The following is a 16,132-nucleotide window of genomic DNA, read 5'->3' as shown; positions in this document are numbered from 1 at the left end:
CCTAGGCCGCGCGCTTCCTGGCCGTACGCTCGTGCTGTCTGGCCCAGAGGAACTTCTGGGCCAGCAGCGTGAGGGTGCCCGCCAGGACGATGCCCAACAGGTTGAGCAGGAGCTGCTCGGCGGAGCCCCACGCCTGCTTGTACTCGGCGTAACTGAAGGCGACGGCGGCGTTCGCGGCAGCCGGGACCGTCGTCACCGAGATCGCCACGCCCACCAGCGCGCCCGACTTGGCCGAGGTGAGCGAGAGCGTGCCTGCCGCGCCCGCGAGGACCGCCACGACGAACGAGAACCAGTCGGGCCGGTAGATGAAGTTCGTGTTCGGGCGCTCCGACTTCAGGGCGTCGTCGCTGAACAGGTTCATCGCGTCCATGAAGTAGCTGAAGCCGACGGTGACCACCATCGCCCCCGCGAAGCCCACGAGCAGCGCGATCAGCGAGCGCAGGGCCAGTCGCGGGGCGCGCTGGACGAGCGCGGTGCAGAAGCCCGCCAGCGGGCCGAACTCGGGGCCCACCGCCATCGCGCCCACGATCAGGATCGCGTTGTCGAGGACCACACCGCAGGCCGCGATCATCGTGGCGATCGTGATGAAGGCCAAGTACGTGACCGAGAGCGTGGATTCCTCGTGCGTCGCGTCGGAGAGCTGCTCCCACAGGACCGCGTCGGCGCCCTCGCCCGGTGCGTCGTCCTCCGCCTCGTCCGCGCGCGCGGAGAGCGACAGGTCGATGTTCTCCAGCGCGATCGAGCCCGACTTGTCGATGCCGAGGGCGCGCAGACCGCTGATCAGCGTGTCGCCCGCCTCACGGGCGACGTCGCACGTCACCACGTCGCCGGCGGGGCTGCGCGCCGCGCCCGGCATGACGGCCAGGTGCGTGGCGCCGACCGTCCTCTCGATCAGGCGCACCACGTCGTCCGTCGTGTCGGCCGGGGTGATCAGGCGCAGATGCAGCATGCGCGCAGGTTAGCCGGGGGCCCGGGGTGGGTTGAGGATGCGGGGTCAGAGTTTGCGCAGGCTCAGCTTGCGCACCTTGTGGTCGGGGCCCTTGCGGATGACCAGGGCGGCCCGGCCGCGCGTGGGGGCCACGTTCTCCAGGAGGTTGGGCTTGTTGATCGTGCGCCAGGTCGTGCGGGCGTAGTCCAGGGCCTCTTCCTCCGAGACCTGGGTGTACTTGCGGAAGTACGAGGACGGGTCCTTGAACGCAGTGTCGCGCAGCTTCTTGAAGCGGTTCAGGTACCAGCGCTCGATGTCCTCCTCGCGCGCGTCCACGTACACGCTGAAGTCGAAGTAGTCGGCAAGACCCACGCGGGTGCGGCCGTCCTTGCCGGGGAGCGCCGGCTGGAGGACGTTGATGCCCTCGACGATGAGGATGTCGGGGCGGCGGACCGTGAGGCGCTGGCCCGGGACGATGTCGTAGATCAGGTGGGAGTAGACGGGTGCCGTCACCTCGTCCTTGCCCGCCTTGATGTCCGCCACGAAGCGGGTCAGGGCCCTTCTGTCGTACGACTCCGGGAAGCCCTTGCGGGACATCAGGCCGCGGGCCTCCAGCTCCCTGGTGGGCAGGAGGAAGCCGTCCGTCGTCACGCGCTCGACGCGGGGGTGCTCGGGCCAGCGGGAGAGCAGTGCCTGCAGGAGGCGGGCGACGGTCGACTTGCCGACGGCCACCGAGCCCGCGACTCCTATGACGAAAGGCGTGCCCGACTGGGAGCCCTTCTCGCCGAGGAAGGTGTTCAGGGCGCCGCGCAGGCCGTCCGTGGCGCCTACGTAGAGGTTCAGGAGGCGGGAGAGCGGGAGATAGATGTCCCGCACCTCGTCCAGGTCGATGACATCGCCCAGGCCGCGCAGCTTCTCCAGCTCCGCGGCGGTCAGGGGGAGCGGCGTCTTGTCACGCAGGGCGCTCCACTCGGTGCGGGTGAGGTCGACGTAGGGAGTCGCCTCCGGCCTGTGCCGGTGGGCGCTCCGCGGGTTCGTCGGGGGTACGGAGACCGATGAGATCACAGTCCATTGTTACGGCTGTTTGAACGGGACGGGGGGTGGGGTGCGTCACCCCCCGCGGGGCTTGAACCATTAGGGTGCGCGGACTCGTAGGCTGCTGCTCGTGATTATTGGGGTCGGAATCGACGTGGCCGAGATCGAGCGGTTCGAGGCGGCGCTGGAGCGTACGGCCGGGATGGCGGGGCGTCTCTTCGTGGAGCGGGAGCTGCTGCTTTTGAGCGGGGAGCGGCGGGGGATCGCCTCGCTCGCGGCGCGGTTCGCCGCCAAGGAGGCGCTGGCCAAGGCGCTGGGCGCGCCGGCGGGGCTGCGGTGGACGGACGCGGAGGTGTACGTCGAGGGGAGCGGGCAGCCGCGGCTGCGGGTGAAGGGGACGGTCGCCGCGCGGGCCGCCGAGCTGGGGGTGCGGTCGTGGCACGTCTCGCTCAGCCATGACGCGGGGGTGGCTTCTGCCGTGGTGATCGCCGAGGGGTAGTGATGGCCGGGGGTAGGCGCCGTGCGCGGTGCTGGGTGACACTCGGGGTATGCGTACTGCGTACCCGGTGGAGACGGTAAGGGCCGCTGAGCGGGAGTTGATGGCTCGGGTGCCGGAAGGTGCCCTGATGCAGAGGGCCGCGGCGGGGCTCGCGGTGGTCTGCGCCGAGGTGCTCGGCAAGGTGTACGGGTCCCGGGTCGTGCTGCTCGTGGGCAGCGGGGACAACGGGGGCGACGCGCTGTACGCGGGGGCTCGGCTCGCCCGGCGCGGGGCGGGTGTTTCCGCGGTGCTGCTCTCACCCGAACGGGTGCATGCGGGTGGGCTTGCCGCCTTCCGTGCGGCTGGGGGGCGGGTCGCTGGTTCTGGTTCTGGTTCTGGTTCTGGTTCTGAGGATGTCGTGCGGGGGGCCGATCTTGTCGTTGACGGGATCGTGGGTATCGGAGGTAAGGGCGGGCTGCGGTCGCCCGCTGCTCAACTGGCGGCTGCCGTACGCGAGTCGGGGGCGTCCGTGGTCTCCGTCGACTTGCCGAGCGGTGTCGACGCGGACAGTGGTGTGGTCGCCGGGGAGGCCGTTCGGGCCGATGTGACGGTGACCTTCGGGGCGTACAAGCCGGGGCTTCTGATTGATCCCGGGCGGGAGTACGCGGGGGTGGTGCGGCTTGTCGACATCGGTCTTGAGCCGGGTCTTGAGCCGGGGCTTGAGCCGGGGGCGGGCGGGGGCGCGGTCGAGGCGCTCCAGTACGCCGATGTGGCCTCGCTCCTGCCGATGCCGACCGGCGAGAGCGACAAGTACCGGCGGGGTGTCGTGGGGATCGTCGCCGGGTCCGCCCGGTTTCCCGGAGCCGCTGTCCTCGCCGTCGCCGGGGCGCTGCGGGGCGGGGCGGGGGCCGTGCGCTACGTGGGGCACGCCGCGGACGCGGTCATCGCGCGGTACCCGGAGACCCTCGTCTTCGAGGGGCCGCCGTCCAAGGCGGGGCGGGTGCAGGCCTGGGTGGTCGGCCCCGGGCTCGGGGACGACGCCGAGCGGCTCGCGGACGTGGTCGGCGCCGATGTGCCCGTGCTGATCGACGCGGATGGGTTGCGGCTCGCCGATGAGACGGCGGTACGGGGGCGGAGCGCGCCGACTCTGCTCACGCCGCACGCGGGGGAGGCGGCTGCCCTGCTGGGGGTCGCGCGGGAGGAGGTCGAGCGCGGACGGCTCGCCGCGGTGCGGGAGTTGGCGGGGCGTTACGGGGCGACCGTGCTGCTCAAGGGGTCCACGACGCTTGTCGCGGGTGGCCGGGAGGGTGCCGGTTCCGGTGCCGTGCGGGTCAATCCGACAGGGACGCCCTGGCTCGCCACCGCGGGCAGTGGGGACGTCCTCTCGGGGCTTGCCGGGGCGTTGCTCGCGGCGGGCCTTGGCGCGGGGGACGCGGGGGCTGTGGGCGCCTATCTGCATGGGCTCGCCGGGCGGCTCGCGGCGGATGGGGCGCCGGTGGGGGCGCATGACGTGGCCGGGGCGATTCCGGCGGCTTGGCGGGATGTGCGGGGGGACTAGCGTCCGGCTGGGCGGTGCGGTGGGGGTTCGGGTTTGTGTGGGGGCGGGGCTGCGTTGCGCGTGGCTGGTGCGGTGCGGGTTCGTTGTGGGGCGGGGCCGCGCCGGTATGTCCGTCCTCGCCATCCGCCAGTGGTCGCCTGTCTGCTTCGGCGGGGGAGTGCCGCGTACCGTGCTCCGGGCGGAAATACCGACACGTCCCCTCGCGTCTCGCTGCCGACTGCGGGTGGGTGGGTCCGCCGACCCCACGCCACCGAGCCCCGCGTCCCCCTACAGTGGATCGACGACGCGCGTGCGCTGTGGAAGACCCTGCGCAAGGCCGGGACCTGAGGCGCGCGGCCGCCAGGGTGTCAGCGGCCTCTGAGACACTGGTCGGCGATATGACTGAGACCGCACCCTTGCGTGCCCGCGCCGAGATCGACCTGGCCGCCCTCCGGGCCAACGTGCGGACTCTGCGCGCCCATGCGCCAGGCGCCGCCTTCATGGCCGTCGTGAAGGCCGACGCGTACGGCCACGGGATGGTGCCCTGCGCCAAGGCCGCCATCGAGGCGGGAGCCACCTGGGTGGGCACCGCGACCCCCGAGGAAGCGCTCGCGCTGCGGGCCGCCGGGATCCAGGGGCGTCTCATGTGCTGGCTGTGGACTCCGGGCGGCCCCTGGCGCGAGGGCATCGAAGCCGATCTCGACATGTCGGTGAGCGCGCTGTGGGCGCTGCGCGAAGTGGCGTCCGCCGCGCGGGCCGTGGGGCGCCCGGCCCGTATCCAGCTGAAGGCCGACACCGGACTCGGGCGGGGCGGCTGCATGCCCGCCGACTGGCCCGAGCTCGTCTCGCAGGCGCTCCAGGCCGAGGCCGAGGGCCTGGTGCGCGTCACCGGACTCTGGTCGCACTTCGCGTGCGCCGACGAGCCGGGTCATCCCTCCATCGCCCCTCAACTGGCACTCTTCCGCGAGATGGTCGCCGCCGCGCAGGAGCGCGGGATCCGGCCGGAGGTGCGGCACATCGCCAACTCGCCGGGCACGCTCACGCTTCCGGAGACCCACTTCGATCTCGTACGCCCCGGGATCGCGATGTACGGGATCTCGCCGAGCCCCGAGGTGGGCACGTCCGAGCAGTTCGGGCTGCGCCCCGTCATGACGCTCAGCGCCTCGCTCGCCCTCGTGAAGCACGTCCCGGGGGGTCACGGCGTGAGTTACGGGCATCACTACGTCACACCCGGTGAGACGACCCTCGGGCTCGTCCCTGTCGGGTACGGGGACGGGATCCCGCGCCACGCCTCCGGCACCGGCCCCGTGCTCGTCGGCGGTAAGTGGCGCACGATCGCCGGGAGGGTGGCGATGGACCAGTTCGTGGTCGACCTCGGCGGCGACGAGCCGGCGGTGGGCTCCGAAGCGGTCCTGTTCGGTCCCGGTGACCGGGGTGAGCCGACCGCCGAGGACTGGGCACAGGCGGCGGGCACCATCGCGTACGAGATCGTCACCCGCATCGGATCGCGTGTTCCGCGCGTCCATGTGAATGAGCGACCCGACGACTGAGTAGGAGCGGCACGTGAGTGAGACCAGCACGGGGGCGGCCGCGGAAGCGGTGACGGAAGTCGCGGCGGCGGCCGGTAACTGGCGCAGGGCGGGAATCGCCGGTGCCGCGATAGGCGTCGTCGCCGCGGGCGCGGCGGCCGGTGTCGCCATCGAGCGGCTGACCGTCGGGCGCGGCATGCGCAAGAAGGCGCGGCTCGCACTCGACGCGTCGGGGCCGTACGGATCGCTGCGCGGCATGCCGGGCCAGGCGTACGCGGACGACGGCACAGAGCTCTCGTACGAGGTCGACGAGATCGACAGGACGTCCGCGGACAGCACACGGGGTGCGCGCCGCCGCAGGCTCTTCGGGCGCAAGGCACCCGCCCCCGTCACCGTCGTCTTCAGCCATGGCTACTGTCTGAGCCAGGACTCCTGGCACTTCCAGCGGGCGGCCCTGCGCGGTGTCGTGCGCTCCGTGTACTGGGACCAGCGCAGCCACGGCCGGTCGGGCCGGGGCGCGGCGCAGCTGGCCGACAAGGAGCCCGTCTCCATCGACCAGTTGGGGCGGGACCTGAAGGCGGTCATCGACGCGGCGGCGCCCGAGGGGCCGCTGGTCCTGGTCGGGCACTCCATGGGCGGCATGACGACGATGGCCCTCGCCGACCACTTCCCCGAGCTGATCCGCGAGCGCGTCGTCGGCGTGGCCCTCGTCGGTACGTCGTCAGGGCGCCTCGGCGAGGTCAACTTCGGTCTGCCGGTCGCCGGGATGAACGCCGTGCGGCGGGTGCTCCCCGGCGTCCTCAAGGCCCTTGGCTCACAGGCCGATCTCGTGGAGAAGGGGCGGCGGGCCACCGCGGACCTCTTCGCGGGCATCATCAAGCGCTACTCGTTCTCCTCGAAGGACGTGGACCCGGCGATCTCGCGGTTCGCCGAGCGGATGATCGAGTCGACGCCCATCGACGTGGTCGCGGAGTTCTATCCGGCGTTCGCCGAGCACGACAAGACGGAGGCGCTGGGGCACTTCGCCGGGCTTCCGGTGCTCGTCCTTGCCGGTGACAAGGACCTGGTGACGCCCAGCGAGCACAGCGAGGTCATCGCCGATCTGCTCCCGGACGCCGAGCTCGTGCTCGTCCCTGACGCCGGGCACCTGGTCATGATGGAGCACCCCGAGGTGGTCACGGACCGCCTAGCGGACCTCCTCGCGCGCGCGGGCGCGGTTCCCGCGGCGGCCGACGCACGGTCGTCCAGCGGCTAACGTGGGTGGGCATGGAAGCACCGCACAACCCGGCCCCGGCCCCGGCCCCCGTGAACTCCCTCGGCATCACCGTCACATCGCCTGAGCGGATGGGCGACCTGGGTCGCCGCCTCGCCAAGCTCCTTCGCCCCGGCGACCTCGTGATGCTCACCGGCGAACTCGGCGCGGGCAAGACGACGCTGACCCGCGGCCTGGGCGAGGGCCTCGGCGTCCGGGGCGCCGTCACATCGCCGACCTTCGTCATCGCCCGCGTCCATCCGTCCCTCTCCGACGGGCCGCCGCTGGTGCACGTGGACGCGTACCGCCTGGGCGGCGGGCTCGACGAGATGGAGGACCTCGATCTCGACGTCTCGCTGCCCGAATCGGTGATCGTCGTGGAGTGGGGCGACGGCAAGGTCGAGGAGCTCTCGGACGACCGGCTGCGTGTCGTCATCGACAGGACCGTCGGCGACACGACGGACGAGGTGCGCGAAGTGACGCTGACCGGGGTCGGGGCGCGGTGGGCGGAGGCCGATCTCACGCTGCTCTCGGCCTGACGCCGGACGCATGATGCTGGACCCCTGATGCCTGATGCCGGACCCCGGACCCCGGACGCCTGACCCCTGACTCCCAGCCCCCGCCCCTCGTCTTTCGGCCTGATCTTCGTCTTTTCGCCCGAACATTCCGACAGAGCGTCGGCAAGATGTTGCGCGGCGCGCATCGGGCATGGTCACATGGATACCGGTACTGGTTAGGTCTACCTAACCACGTCTGCCCCCGGAGCCCAGGAGGCATCCATGTCGGCTTCAGAACGTGACGTAAAGCCCCGGCCGCACGGACTGTCGGGGTCATCGGGGTCATCGGGGATTTCCATGCGCGATCTGCTGGCGTCCTGCGTGGCCGCGAGCGCGGTCTCGACCCCGCCGCGCGCTCAGGCGCCCACGTCCGCGGGCGACGTCCCTACGGAACGACGACGACCTTCTTGCTGATCGTCGCGAACTCCCACATCGCGTTGCCGTCCTTGCGCGACTCGCGGATGCCGCCGGTCTTCTTCCCGGGGTCCGGCTTCGGCGTCGAGCCGTCCGTCGCCGCGCTGAAGCCGATCGCGATCCCGTCCACGCTCGCGAAACGCACGACGTGCTCGATCGCCACGCCGTCCGTTCCGGTGACGGTGCCCGAGCGCGAGGTGACGGCGTACGTACCGGGTACGGGGTCCACCGTGCTCGGCGTGACCTTGAACGTGCGCTGCGCCTTGCCGGCGGTGCCGACCAGCCATACGCGGTCCTCGCCCACCGAGTAGACGACCCGCTCGCCCGCACCGGACTGCGCCGGGACCGCCGTCGGGTCGGCCTTGTCCTTGGGGGAGCGCGAGGCCGAGGCGGAAGGGGACGTCTGCGGCTTCTTGCCCAGACTGTCCGGCGCGCTGGCCGAGGCCTGGTAAGCGAGGAAGCCGACCGCGGCGACCGCGGCGGCGGTGAGCCCGGCCACGATTCCCGAGCTGCTCCTGGACACCTGCGCCACCCTCTTCGTACTCCGTACGGCTATGGGGTGACGTTAGCAGCAGGTGTGCGGCTTGTTCGGTCGGCCGTGCTGCGGGCGCCGGAGCCGTAGGCTATTCGCGTGCTCTTGCTCGCTCTGGATACCGCCACCCCCGCCGTCACCGTCGCGCTGCACGACGGCTCGTCCGTCGTCGCAGCCTCCAGTCAGGTGGACGCCCGCCGCCACGGTGAGCTGCTGCTTCCCGCCGTCGACCGGGTGCTCGCCGACGCGGGGCTGAAACTCGACGCCGTGACCGACATCGTCGTCGGCGTGGGCCCCGGCCCCTACACCGGTCTTCGTGTCGGCCTGATGACCGCCGAGACCTTCGGCCTCGCGCTCGGCGTGCCGGTGCACGGCGTGTGCACGCTCGACGGCCTCGCGCACGAGTCCGGCATCGAGAGCGGGCCCTTCGTCGTCGCCACGGACGCGCGGCGCAAGGAGGTCTACTGGGCGCGGTACGCGGACCCGCGCACCCGCCTCACCGAGGCAGCCGTGGACCGCCCCGCCGACATCGCGGACGAGGTGGCGGGCCTGCCCGCCGTCGGCGCCGGCGCGGTGCTCTACCCCGAGACGTTCCCCGACGCCCGCGCCCCCGAGAACGTATCGGCGGCCTCGCTGGCCTCGATCGCCGCCCGGCAGCTCGCCGCGGGCGAGGAGCTGCTGGCCCCCCGGCCGCTGTACCTGCGCCGTCCCGACGCGCAGGTCCCCAAAAACTACAAGGTGGTCACCCCCAAGTGACATCCGTGACGACAGCTGTCCTGCGCGAGATGCGCTGGTGGGACATCGAGCCCGTCTACGTCCTTGAGAAGGAGCTCTTCCCGGACGACACCTGGTCGCGCGGCATGTTCTGGTCCGAGCTCTCCCACGCGCGCGGGCCGCTCGCCAGCCGCCGCTATGTGGTGGCGACGGACGAGGGGCGGATCGTCGGGTACGCGGGACTCGCCTCCTTGGGCGACCAGGCCGACGTACAGACCATCGCGGTGGCCCCGAGCCATCGGCGCACGGGGCTCGGCTCCCGGCTCCTGACCGATCTGCTGCGCGCGGCGACCGCCTTCGAGTGCGCCGAGGTCCTCCTTGAGGTGCGGGTCGACAACACGCGGGCGCAGAAGCTGTACGAGCGCTTCGGCTTCGAGCCCATCGGCTTCAGGCGCGGCTACTACCAGCCGGGCAACGTGGACGCCCTGGTGATGCGCCTGACCGACCCATCGACATCCGTACAAGGAACCGACACCCATGGCTGACTCGCGCGACCAACCTCTCGTTCTCGGCATCGAGACCTCCTGTGACGAGACCGGCGTCGGCATCGTCCGCGGCACCACCCTGCTCGCCGACGCCATCGCCTCCAGCGTCGACGAGCACGCGCGCTACGGCGGGGTCGTGCCCGAGGTCGCCTCGCGCGCGCACCTGGAGGCGATGGTGCCGACCATCGACCGCGCCCTGAAGGAGGCGGGGGTGTCGGCGAAGGACCTGGACGGCATCGCGGTGACCGCGGGGCCCGGTCTCGCGGGCGCGCTGCTCGTGGGCGTATCGGCGGCCAAGGCGTACGCGTACGCGCTCGGCAAGCCGCTCTACGGCGTCAACCACCTGGCGTCGCACATCTGCGTCGACCAGCTGGAGCACGGCGCGCTGCCCGAGCCGACGATGGCGCTGCTCGTCTCCGGCGGCCACTCCTCGCTGCTGCTCTCCACCGACATCACGTCGGACGTGCGTCCCCTGGGCGCGACCATCGACGACGCGGCGGGCGAGGCCTTCGACAAGATCGCGCGGGTGCTCAACCTGGGCTTCCCCGGCGGTCCCGTCATCGACCGGTACGCGAAGGAGGGCGACCCGAACGCGATCACCTTCCCGCGCGGCCTGACAGGGCCGCGCGACCCGGCGTACGACTTCTCCTTCTCAGGACTGAAGACGTCCGTCGCGCGCTGGATCGAGGCCAGGCGGGCCGCGGGCGAGGAGGTTCCCGTCCGCGATGTGTCGGCGTCCTTCCAGGAGGCGGTCGTCGACGTGCTGACCCGCAAGGCCGTACGGGCCTGCAAGGACGAGGGCGTGGACCACCTGATGATCGGCGGCGGCGTGGCGGCCAACACGCGGCTGCGCGCGCTCGCCCAGGAGCGGTGCGAAGCGGCCGGTATCCGGCTGCGGGTGCCGCGGCCGAAGCTGTGCACGGACAACGGCGCGATGGTGGCCGCGCTGGGCGCGGAGATGGTGGCGCGCAACCGCTCGGCGTCCGACTGGGACCTGTCGGCGGACTCCTCCCTGCCGGTGACGGAACCGCACGTCCCGGGCCACTCGCACACGCATGCGCACGACCACGTGCATGAGGTCAGCAAGGAGAACCTGTACTCGTGACCGTCGCGCTGATGTGGGAGGCCCGCGCCGCGGACGGACGGGGCGAGGAACTGCTCGCCTGGGCGCGGGCGCAGGTCCTTGACGGTGAGCCCGTCCGGCGGGAGAGCTTCCGTGCCCCGCAGGACCGGGTCCTCGTCCTGACCTGGTGGGACGCGCCGTACGACGCCGATCTTCCCGAGCTCCCGGAGCCCGCGCCGGAGTTGATGACGCGGGCGGTGCACCGGTGGCGCTTCGAGTCGGTCGGGCTCGGCTGAACGCGGAGCATGTCAGCGGGTGTCAGGGGAGGCCCGCCTGCCTCAGGAGTCCGCCGATGACCGCACCCGGTCGGGTGGACGGGGGCGGTGGCCACTGCGGTGCCGCATCCGGCGCGTAGGCCTTCACGGCCCGCGTCGCCCGCGTCGACGGAAACGTCCTTGGGCGCGCCCGCTCCGGAAGAAAGTCGAAAGAATCCCGGAGACGATGTCGATCCGGGCGTCTCCCGTTCGACGCAGGGGTGAGAGGCGGGGGATGCCCGCCGACAGCCGAAGGGAACGACCATCATGCCGCGCTATCTGACGATGATCCGCATCGACGAGAAGAAGTCCCCCGAGGGCGGCCCGAGCCCCGAGATGGGCGAGCGCATGGGCGAGCTCCTCGAAGAGATCACCAAGGCCGGGGTGATGCTCGACACCGCGGGCCTCACCCCGAGCGCCCAGACCACCCAGGTGCACTGGAAGGGCGGCCAGGTGTCCGTCACGGACGGCCCGTTCACCGAGGCGAAGGAGGTCGTCGGCGGCTACTCGATCACACAGTGCAAGGACAAGGCCGAGGCGATCGAGTGGGCGAGCCGGTTCCTGAAGACCCATGACGAGCAGTGGACCGTGACGGCGGAGGTCAGGGAGATCATCGAGGGCTGACGCGGCAGGCGCCGGTCCTTTGCGGCGCGGCCGCGGGGGTGCTCTGATGGGTGGCCGTGACGGCCCACTCCCCAGAGCATCCCCGCCCCGAGACTCCCGGCGGCATTCCGCAGGCGCCCGGCCACGCGGTCGAGACCGTCTTCCGGATCGAGTCCCCGCGCCTCATCGCCGGTGTCGCGCGGATCGTGCGCGACGTGGGCATCGCGGAGGAGCTCGCGCAGGACGCGCTGGTCACCGCCCTCGAACAGTGGCCGCGCACCGGCGTCCCCGACAACCCGGGCGCCTGGCTGATGACCACGGCCAAGCGCCGCGCCATCGACCTCGTACGCCGCGGGGAGCGCTACGCGAGCAAGCTTCAGGAGATGGGCCGCGACCTGGAGACGGCCCCGCCCCTCGTCGTGGAACCCGTCGACCCCGATGACATCGACGACGACCTCCTGCGCCTCGTCTTCACCGCCTGCCACCCCGTGCTCTCCGCCGAGGCCCGCATCGCACTCACGCTGCGGCTGCTCGGCGGCCTCACGACGCCGGAGATCGCCCGCGCGATGCTGGTCCCCGAGGCGACGGTGGCCCAGCGCGTCGTGCGTGCCAAGCGCACCCTCGCCACCAAGGGCGTGCCCTTCGAAGTGCCGTACGGAGCCGAACGCGAGGCCCGGCTGGGGTCGGTGCTCGAAGTCATCTACCTCATCTTCAACGAGGGGTACGCGGCCACGGCGGGCGACGACTGGCTGCGCCCCTCCCTGTGCGAGGACGCCCTGCGTCTCGCCCGTGTGCTGGCCGCGCTGATGCCGCGGGAGGCCGAAGTGCACGGCCTTACGGCGCTGCTGGAGCTCCAGACGTCCCGCTCGGCGGCGCGGACGGGCCCCGAGGGCGAGCCGGTGCTCCTCGCCGACCAGGACCGCCGCCACTGGAACCGGCCGCTGATCCGGCGGGGCTTCGCGGCGCTCGCCCGCGCGCACTCGGCGGCTCCGGGCGCGGCAGGACCGTACGCGCTCCAGGCCGCGATCGCCGCCTGCCACGCGAACGCCCCTTCGTACGAGGAGACGGACTGGCCCCGGATCGTCACGCTCTACGAACTCCTTGCCGCCCGCGCTCCGTCACCGGTGGTCGAACTGAACCGCGCGGTGGCGGTGTCGATGGCCTCGGGACCGGCGCAGGCGCTGCGCCTGGTGGACGCGCTCGCGGACGAACCCGCCCTGAAGGACTACCACTTGCTGCCGAGCGTGCGGGGCGACCTGCTGATGAGGCTCGGGCGGGTGGCTCAGGCGCGGGAGGAGTTCGAGCGGGCGGCGGGGCTTACGCGCAATGAGCGGGAGCGGGAGATGCTGCTGGGGCGGGTGGACGGGTGCGGGTAGGGGGCCTGCGCGGCTCTCCCCCCGTCCCGCCCCTTCCTGGAGCCGGGCTTCGTCCCAGGCTCCGCTCCTCAAACGCCGGAGCGGGATGACTCATGCGACCGGCCGCCCGATCAACATCGCCGGCGCCCCCGCCACCCGGGTGAGGAACACGGTCGCCGAGTTGGCCCCCCGCGGCTTCACCTTCCGCCGCAGCTCCTCCGGCTCCACCGCGGACCCCCGCTTCTTCACCGTCAGATTCCCGACCTCACGCTCCCGCAGCACCGCCTTCAACTTCTTCACGCCGAACGGCAGTTGATCGGTGATCTCGTACGCCACCGCGTACGGCGTCGCGTGCAGCGAGTCGGAGGTGACGTAGGCGATGGTCTCGTCGATGAGGCCACCCTCCACCCGCGCGGCCACCTCCGCCACCAGGTGCGCGCGGATGACGGCGCCGTCCGGCTCGTACAGATAGCGGCCCACCGCCCGTACCGCCGGATCCGGCAGCATCGCGTCGAGCGAGGACCACAGGGACGCGCCCGATGGCAGCAGCGTCGCGCGGTGCGACGACGGGGTGTCCGTGCCGAACCACAGCACGGCCTCCTTCACGTCCCCGCCGTCCGAGATCCACTCCGCGGCGGCCTCGGCGGGAACGGCCTCGTGCGGAATGCCGGGGGCGATCTTCAGCGCCGCGTGCGGGGCCTTGCGGGCGGCCTGGACGGCCCAGGAGAGGGGCGGCGAGTAGGCCTCGGGGTCGAAGATGCGGCCACGCCCGCCACGCCGTGCGGGGTCCACGAAGACAGCGTCGTACGCGGCTGTGTCGACCTCGGTGACATCGGCCTCGCGCACCTCGATGAGGTCCGCGAGGCCCAGCGCGTCCGCGTTCGCGCGCGCCACCGCGCACGTCAGCGGGTCACGGTCGACAGCGAGGACGGAGATCCCGGCCCGGGCGAGTGCGATCGCGTCGCCGCCGATGCCGCAGCAGAGATCGGCCACGCTGCGTACGCCGAGTGACTTGAAACCCTCGGCGCGGTGCACGGCCACGCTCGTGCGCGTCGCCTGTTCGACGCCGTTCGGAGTGAAGAACATCCGCCCCGCGTCATCGGCGCCGAACTTCGCCACCGCCCGCCGCCGCAGCCGCGCCTGCGCGAGCACCGCGGTGACGAGGTCCGCCGGATGCTCGCGGCGGAGGCGGGTGGCGACGGCGAGCTCCCGGGCCGGATCGGCCTGACGCACCTCGTCGAGATCGAGCAGCGACCGGCCTTCGGCGGTCAGCAGCGCGGAGAAGGAGGCCAGGGCGGTGTCGAGGTCGTTCACCCGGTCCATTGTGGGCCAGTCGGTGGATGGTGCGCGCCCGGCGGCGGTGTCGGCCCGGTGGCAGGCCCGTGAGCTGCAAAGATCCGGCGCCATGCAACTGGTACGACAAAACGACAAATTCAGCACAAGACGGAAGAGCCGGAGGTGGGGTCGGACGCGGGACCGGGTGAGTCGGGCGAGGGGTTCGGCGCGGAGCCGGGCGAGGGGGCAGGTGCGGGCCGGGGTGGCCGTGCTCGCCGTCGCCGCGATCGCCTCCGGCTGCGCCTCGGGCGCCGACGGGGGAGCCAACCCCGCACCCGGTCAGCAGCGCCTGAACGCGCCGCCCGCCCGCGCCCTCGACTCCTACGCCCAGAAACTGCGCGTCGCCGAGGTCGCGCGCGCCGCCGCCGCGAAACGCTGGGGCCTGGCGAAGACCCCGCTGACCGCGCCGGCCGCCCCCGCCGCGAAGGCGAAGATCACCACGCGCAAGGGGTTCGAGGTCAAGGGGCAGGCGAGCCTGCCGCCCGTCTTCACGACCATCCCGACCAAGAAGAAGGTCGTCTTCCTGACCATCGACGACGGCGCCGAGAAGGACCCGGCGCTGCTCAAGATGATGGGCGAACTGAAGATCCCGTACACCGCGTTCCTCAGTGACTATCTGGTCAAGGAGGACTACGGCTACTTCAAGAAGATGCAGTCCCGCGGCGTCACGCTGAACAACCACACCCTCAACCACCGCTATCTGCCGGGGCTTTCCTACGAGGGTCAGCGGCGCGAGATCTGCGGCATGCAAAACATCATCCACAAGCGCTACGGCAAGCGGCCCGAACTCTTCCGTCCGCCGTACGGCAACTACAACGTGGACACCCTGCGTGCCGCCAAGTCCTGCGGGATCAAGGCCGTGCCGCTGTGGGCGTCCGAGGCCTTCGCCGACCACATGGAGTGGCGCGAGTGGGACCGGGACCTGCACCCCGGCGACATCATCCTCACGCACTTCCGGGGGCGCGAGGACTGGAAGGGCACGATGCCGGACATGATCCGCAAGGTCATGAAGACGGTCACCGACAAGGGGTACGCGGTGGCCAGGCTGGAGGACTACCTGTGACCCGGCGGGCGCGGGCGCACCGCTACTTCGCGGCGGCGCTCGCGGCGGGCGTGCTCGCGCCCGCGCTGCTCACCGGGTGCGCGCAGTCGGTGGACCCGATCGAGCGCCTCGGCAGAAAAGCGGCGGAGAAGGTCCCGCCGCCAAAACCGACGTCGTCGCCCGACTGCGCCCCGCCCGCCGGACCGGCGGACGCGGGGCACGGGCACGCGGCGGGGGAGACGGGGCCGGAGCCGGAACCTCCGGAGTACGCAGAGCGTTGCCGGGACGGGCGCACGACACCCTCCGTGCCCCCGCGAGGAACCCCTCTCCCGGCGGAACTCCCATAAGACCCGCGTCAGTGAATTGGCACTCCGCTTGACCGAGTGCTAATCGCCGTCCTAGTCTCGGCCTTGGCACTCACCACTGGAGAGTGCCAACCAGCGACGGGCAGGTCCGGCACCCGCGACGACGGATCCACCTGGTCGCCACCCCAGACTGTTAACCCCGTAGATCTCCGAAGGGGGAGACCGGATCGTGACGACCGCAAGCTCCAAGGTTGCCATCAAGCCGCTTGAGGACCGCATCGTGGTCCAGCCGCTCGACGCCGAGCAGACCACGGCCTCCGGCCTGGTTATTCCGGACACCGCGAAGGAGAAGCCCCAGGAGGGTGCTGTCCTCGCCGTGGGCCCGGGCCGCTTCGAGAACGGCGAGCGCCTGCCGCTCGACGTCAAGGTCGGCGACGTCGTGCTGTACAGCAAGTACGGCGGCACCGAGGTGAAGTACAACGGCGACGAGTACCTCGTCCTCTCGGCTCGCGACGTCCTCGCGATCGTCGAGAAGTAGTTCACCGCTTCACGGCTTTACCTGCTTCACCAGCAGATTTGCTTTTGAGCTGCGCC

The 16,132-nt window shown here is 71.7% G+C and carries 17 protein-coding genes and 1 pseudogene; 14 read left to right on the top strand and 4 right to left on the bottom strand.

The genetic code is table 11. The features are described 5' to 3' along the window. Position 1 precedes the first annotated feature (1 nt). Together ACFVXC_RS12240 and coaA are read right to left on the bottom strand one after the other, a co-directional pair. Complete coding sequence (locus ACFVXC_RS12240) at positions 2-949, bottom strand: DUF389 domain-containing protein (protein ID WP_389904326.1); 948 nt, start codon at positions 947-949, stop codon at positions 2-4. A gap of 45 nt (positions 950-994) precedes the next feature. After that, positions 995-1,993 carry a type I pantothenate kinase gene (gene coaA, locus ACFVXC_RS12235; protein ID WP_389904324.1) on the bottom strand — a complete coding sequence of 333 codons (999 nt, stop codon included), beginning with the start codon at positions 1,991-1,993 and terminating at the stop codon, positions 995-997. 100 nt (positions 1,994-2,093) lie between these two features. Here coaA and ACFVXC_RS12230 point away from each other — a divergent pair, with 100 nt between their 5' ends. From ACFVXC_RS12230 to tsaE, 5 genes and pseudogenes are all read left to right on the top strand, one after another. Next, on the top strand, positions 2,094-2,462 hold the full coding sequence (locus ACFVXC_RS12230; RefSeq protein ID WP_389904323.1) for a holo-ACP synthase: 369 nt from the start codon (positions 2,094-2,096) through the stop codon (positions 2,460-2,462). A gap of 49 nt (positions 2,463-2,511) precedes the next feature. Then, positions 2,512-3,999 (top strand): NAD(P)H-hydrate dehydratase, encoded by a 1,488-nt coding sequence (locus ACFVXC_RS12225; RefSeq protein ID WP_389904322.1) that lies wholly within the window; start codon positions 2,512-2,514, stop codon positions 3,997-3,999. Between the two features lie 377 nt (positions 4,000-4,376). After that, positions 4,377-5,528, top strand: a complete 1,152-nt coding sequence (alr, locus tag ACFVXC_RS12220) for an alanine racemase (RefSeq protein ID WP_389904320.1) — start codon at positions 4,377-4,379, stop codon at positions 5,526-5,528. A 13-nt stretch (positions 5,529-5,541) separates the two neighbouring features. Continuing rightward, positions 5,542-6,847 (top strand): annotated as a pseudogene (locus ACFVXC_RS12215) (alpha/beta fold hydrolase). After that, complete coding sequence (gene tsaE / locus ACFVXC_RS12210) at positions 6,774-7,298, top strand: tRNA (adenosine(37)-N6)-threonylcarbamoyltransferase complex ATPase subunit type 1 TsaE (RefSeq protein WP_389904318.1); 525 nt, start codon at positions 6,774-6,776, stop codon at positions 7,296-7,298. The pseudogene ACFVXC_RS12215 and the gene tsaE overlap by 74 nt, the downstream one beginning before the upstream one ends. Positions 7,299-7,701: 403 nt before the next feature. Here tsaE and ACFVXC_RS12205 read toward each other — a convergent pair whose 3' ends face one another. Then, on the bottom strand, positions 7,702-8,253 hold the full coding sequence (locus ACFVXC_RS12205; RefSeq protein WP_389904317.1) for a hypothetical protein: 552 nt from the start codon (positions 8,251-8,253) through the stop codon (positions 7,702-7,704). A 108-nt stretch (positions 8,254-8,361) separates the two neighbouring features. Between ACFVXC_RS12205 and tsaB the strand changes: the two genes are divergently transcribed. The 6 genes from tsaB to ACFVXC_RS12175 all read left to right on the top strand — a co-directional run bounded on the left by tsaB (position 8,362) and on the right by ACFVXC_RS12175 (position 12,877). After that, positions 8,362-9,018 carry a tRNA (adenosine(37)-N6)-threonylcarbamoyltransferase complex dimerization subunit type 1 TsaB gene (gene tsaB / locus ACFVXC_RS12200; protein ID WP_389904316.1) on the top strand — a complete coding sequence of 219 codons (657 nt, stop codon included), beginning with the start codon at positions 8,362-8,364 and terminating at the stop codon, positions 9,016-9,018. 29 nt (positions 9,019-9,047) lie between these two features. Beyond that, complete coding sequence (gene rimI, locus ACFVXC_RS12195; protein ID WP_389904473.1) at positions 9,048-9,521, top strand: ribosomal protein S18-alanine N-acetyltransferase; 474 nt, start codon at positions 9,048-9,050, stop codon at positions 9,519-9,521. Continuing rightward, positions 9,514-10,626 (top strand): tRNA (adenosine(37)-N6)-threonylcarbamoyltransferase complex transferase subunit TsaD, encoded by a 1,113-nt coding sequence (gene tsaD, locus ACFVXC_RS12190; RefSeq protein WP_389904315.1) that lies wholly within the window; start codon positions 9,514-9,516, stop codon positions 10,624-10,626. The genes rimI and tsaD overlap by 8 nt, the downstream gene beginning before the upstream one ends. Continuing rightward, complete coding sequence (locus ACFVXC_RS12185) at positions 10,623-10,880, top strand: hypothetical protein (protein WP_389904313.1); 258 nt, start codon at positions 10,623-10,625, stop codon at positions 10,878-10,880. The genes tsaD and ACFVXC_RS12185 overlap by 4 nt, the downstream gene beginning before the upstream one ends. A gap of 285 nt (positions 10,881-11,165) precedes the next feature. Beyond that, positions 11,166-11,522, top strand: coding sequence for a YciI family protein (locus ACFVXC_RS12180; RefSeq protein WP_389904312.1), 357 nt, complete (start codon positions 11,166-11,168; stop codon positions 11,520-11,522). Between the two features lie 104 nt (positions 11,523-11,626). Beyond that, the gene (locus ACFVXC_RS12175; protein ID WP_389904471.1) at positions 11,627-12,877 is read left to right on the top strand and encodes an RNA polymerase sigma factor; all 1,251 of its coding nucleotides are present in this window, start codon (positions 11,627-11,629) and stop codon (positions 12,875-12,877) included. 90 nt (positions 12,878-12,967) lie between these two features. On the opposite strand, the gene ACFVXC_RS12170 is transcribed toward ACFVXC_RS12175, so the two are convergent. Next, entirely contained in the window at positions 12,968-14,179 is a 1,212-nt protein-coding gene (locus ACFVXC_RS12170; protein WP_389904309.1) for a methyltransferase domain-containing protein, read from the bottom strand. Between the two features lie 82 nt (positions 14,180-14,261). Between ACFVXC_RS12170 and ACFVXC_RS12165 the strand changes: the two genes are divergently transcribed. The 3 genes from ACFVXC_RS12165 (at position 14,262) to groES (ending at position 16,076) form a co-directional block, all read left to right on the top strand. After that, on the top strand, positions 14,262-15,254 hold the full coding sequence (locus ACFVXC_RS12165; RefSeq protein WP_389904307.1) for a polysaccharide deacetylase family protein: 993 nt from the start codon (positions 14,262-14,264) through the stop codon (positions 15,252-15,254). After that, on the top strand, positions 15,251-15,580 hold the full coding sequence (locus tag ACFVXC_RS12160; RefSeq protein WP_389904304.1) for a hypothetical protein: 330 nt from the start codon (positions 15,251-15,253) through the stop codon (positions 15,578-15,580). The genes ACFVXC_RS12165 and ACFVXC_RS12160 overlap by 4 nt, the downstream gene beginning before the upstream one ends. A 187-nt stretch (positions 15,581-15,767) precedes the next feature. Further along, the gene (gene groES, locus ACFVXC_RS12155; RefSeq protein ID WP_006347174.1) at positions 15,768-16,076 is read left to right on the top strand and encodes a co-chaperone GroES; all 309 of its coding nucleotides are present in this window, start codon (positions 15,768-15,770) and stop codon (positions 16,074-16,076) included. The last annotated feature ends 56 nt before the right edge of the window (positions 16,077-16,132 follow it).

It is taken from the genome of Streptomyces sp. NPDC058257, assembly GCF_042881845.1.
Taxonomy (GTDB): Bacteria; Actinomycetota; Actinomycetes; order Streptomycetales; family Streptomycetaceae; genus Streptomyces.
This window is presented reverse-complemented; position numbering and strand designations above follow the sequence as displayed.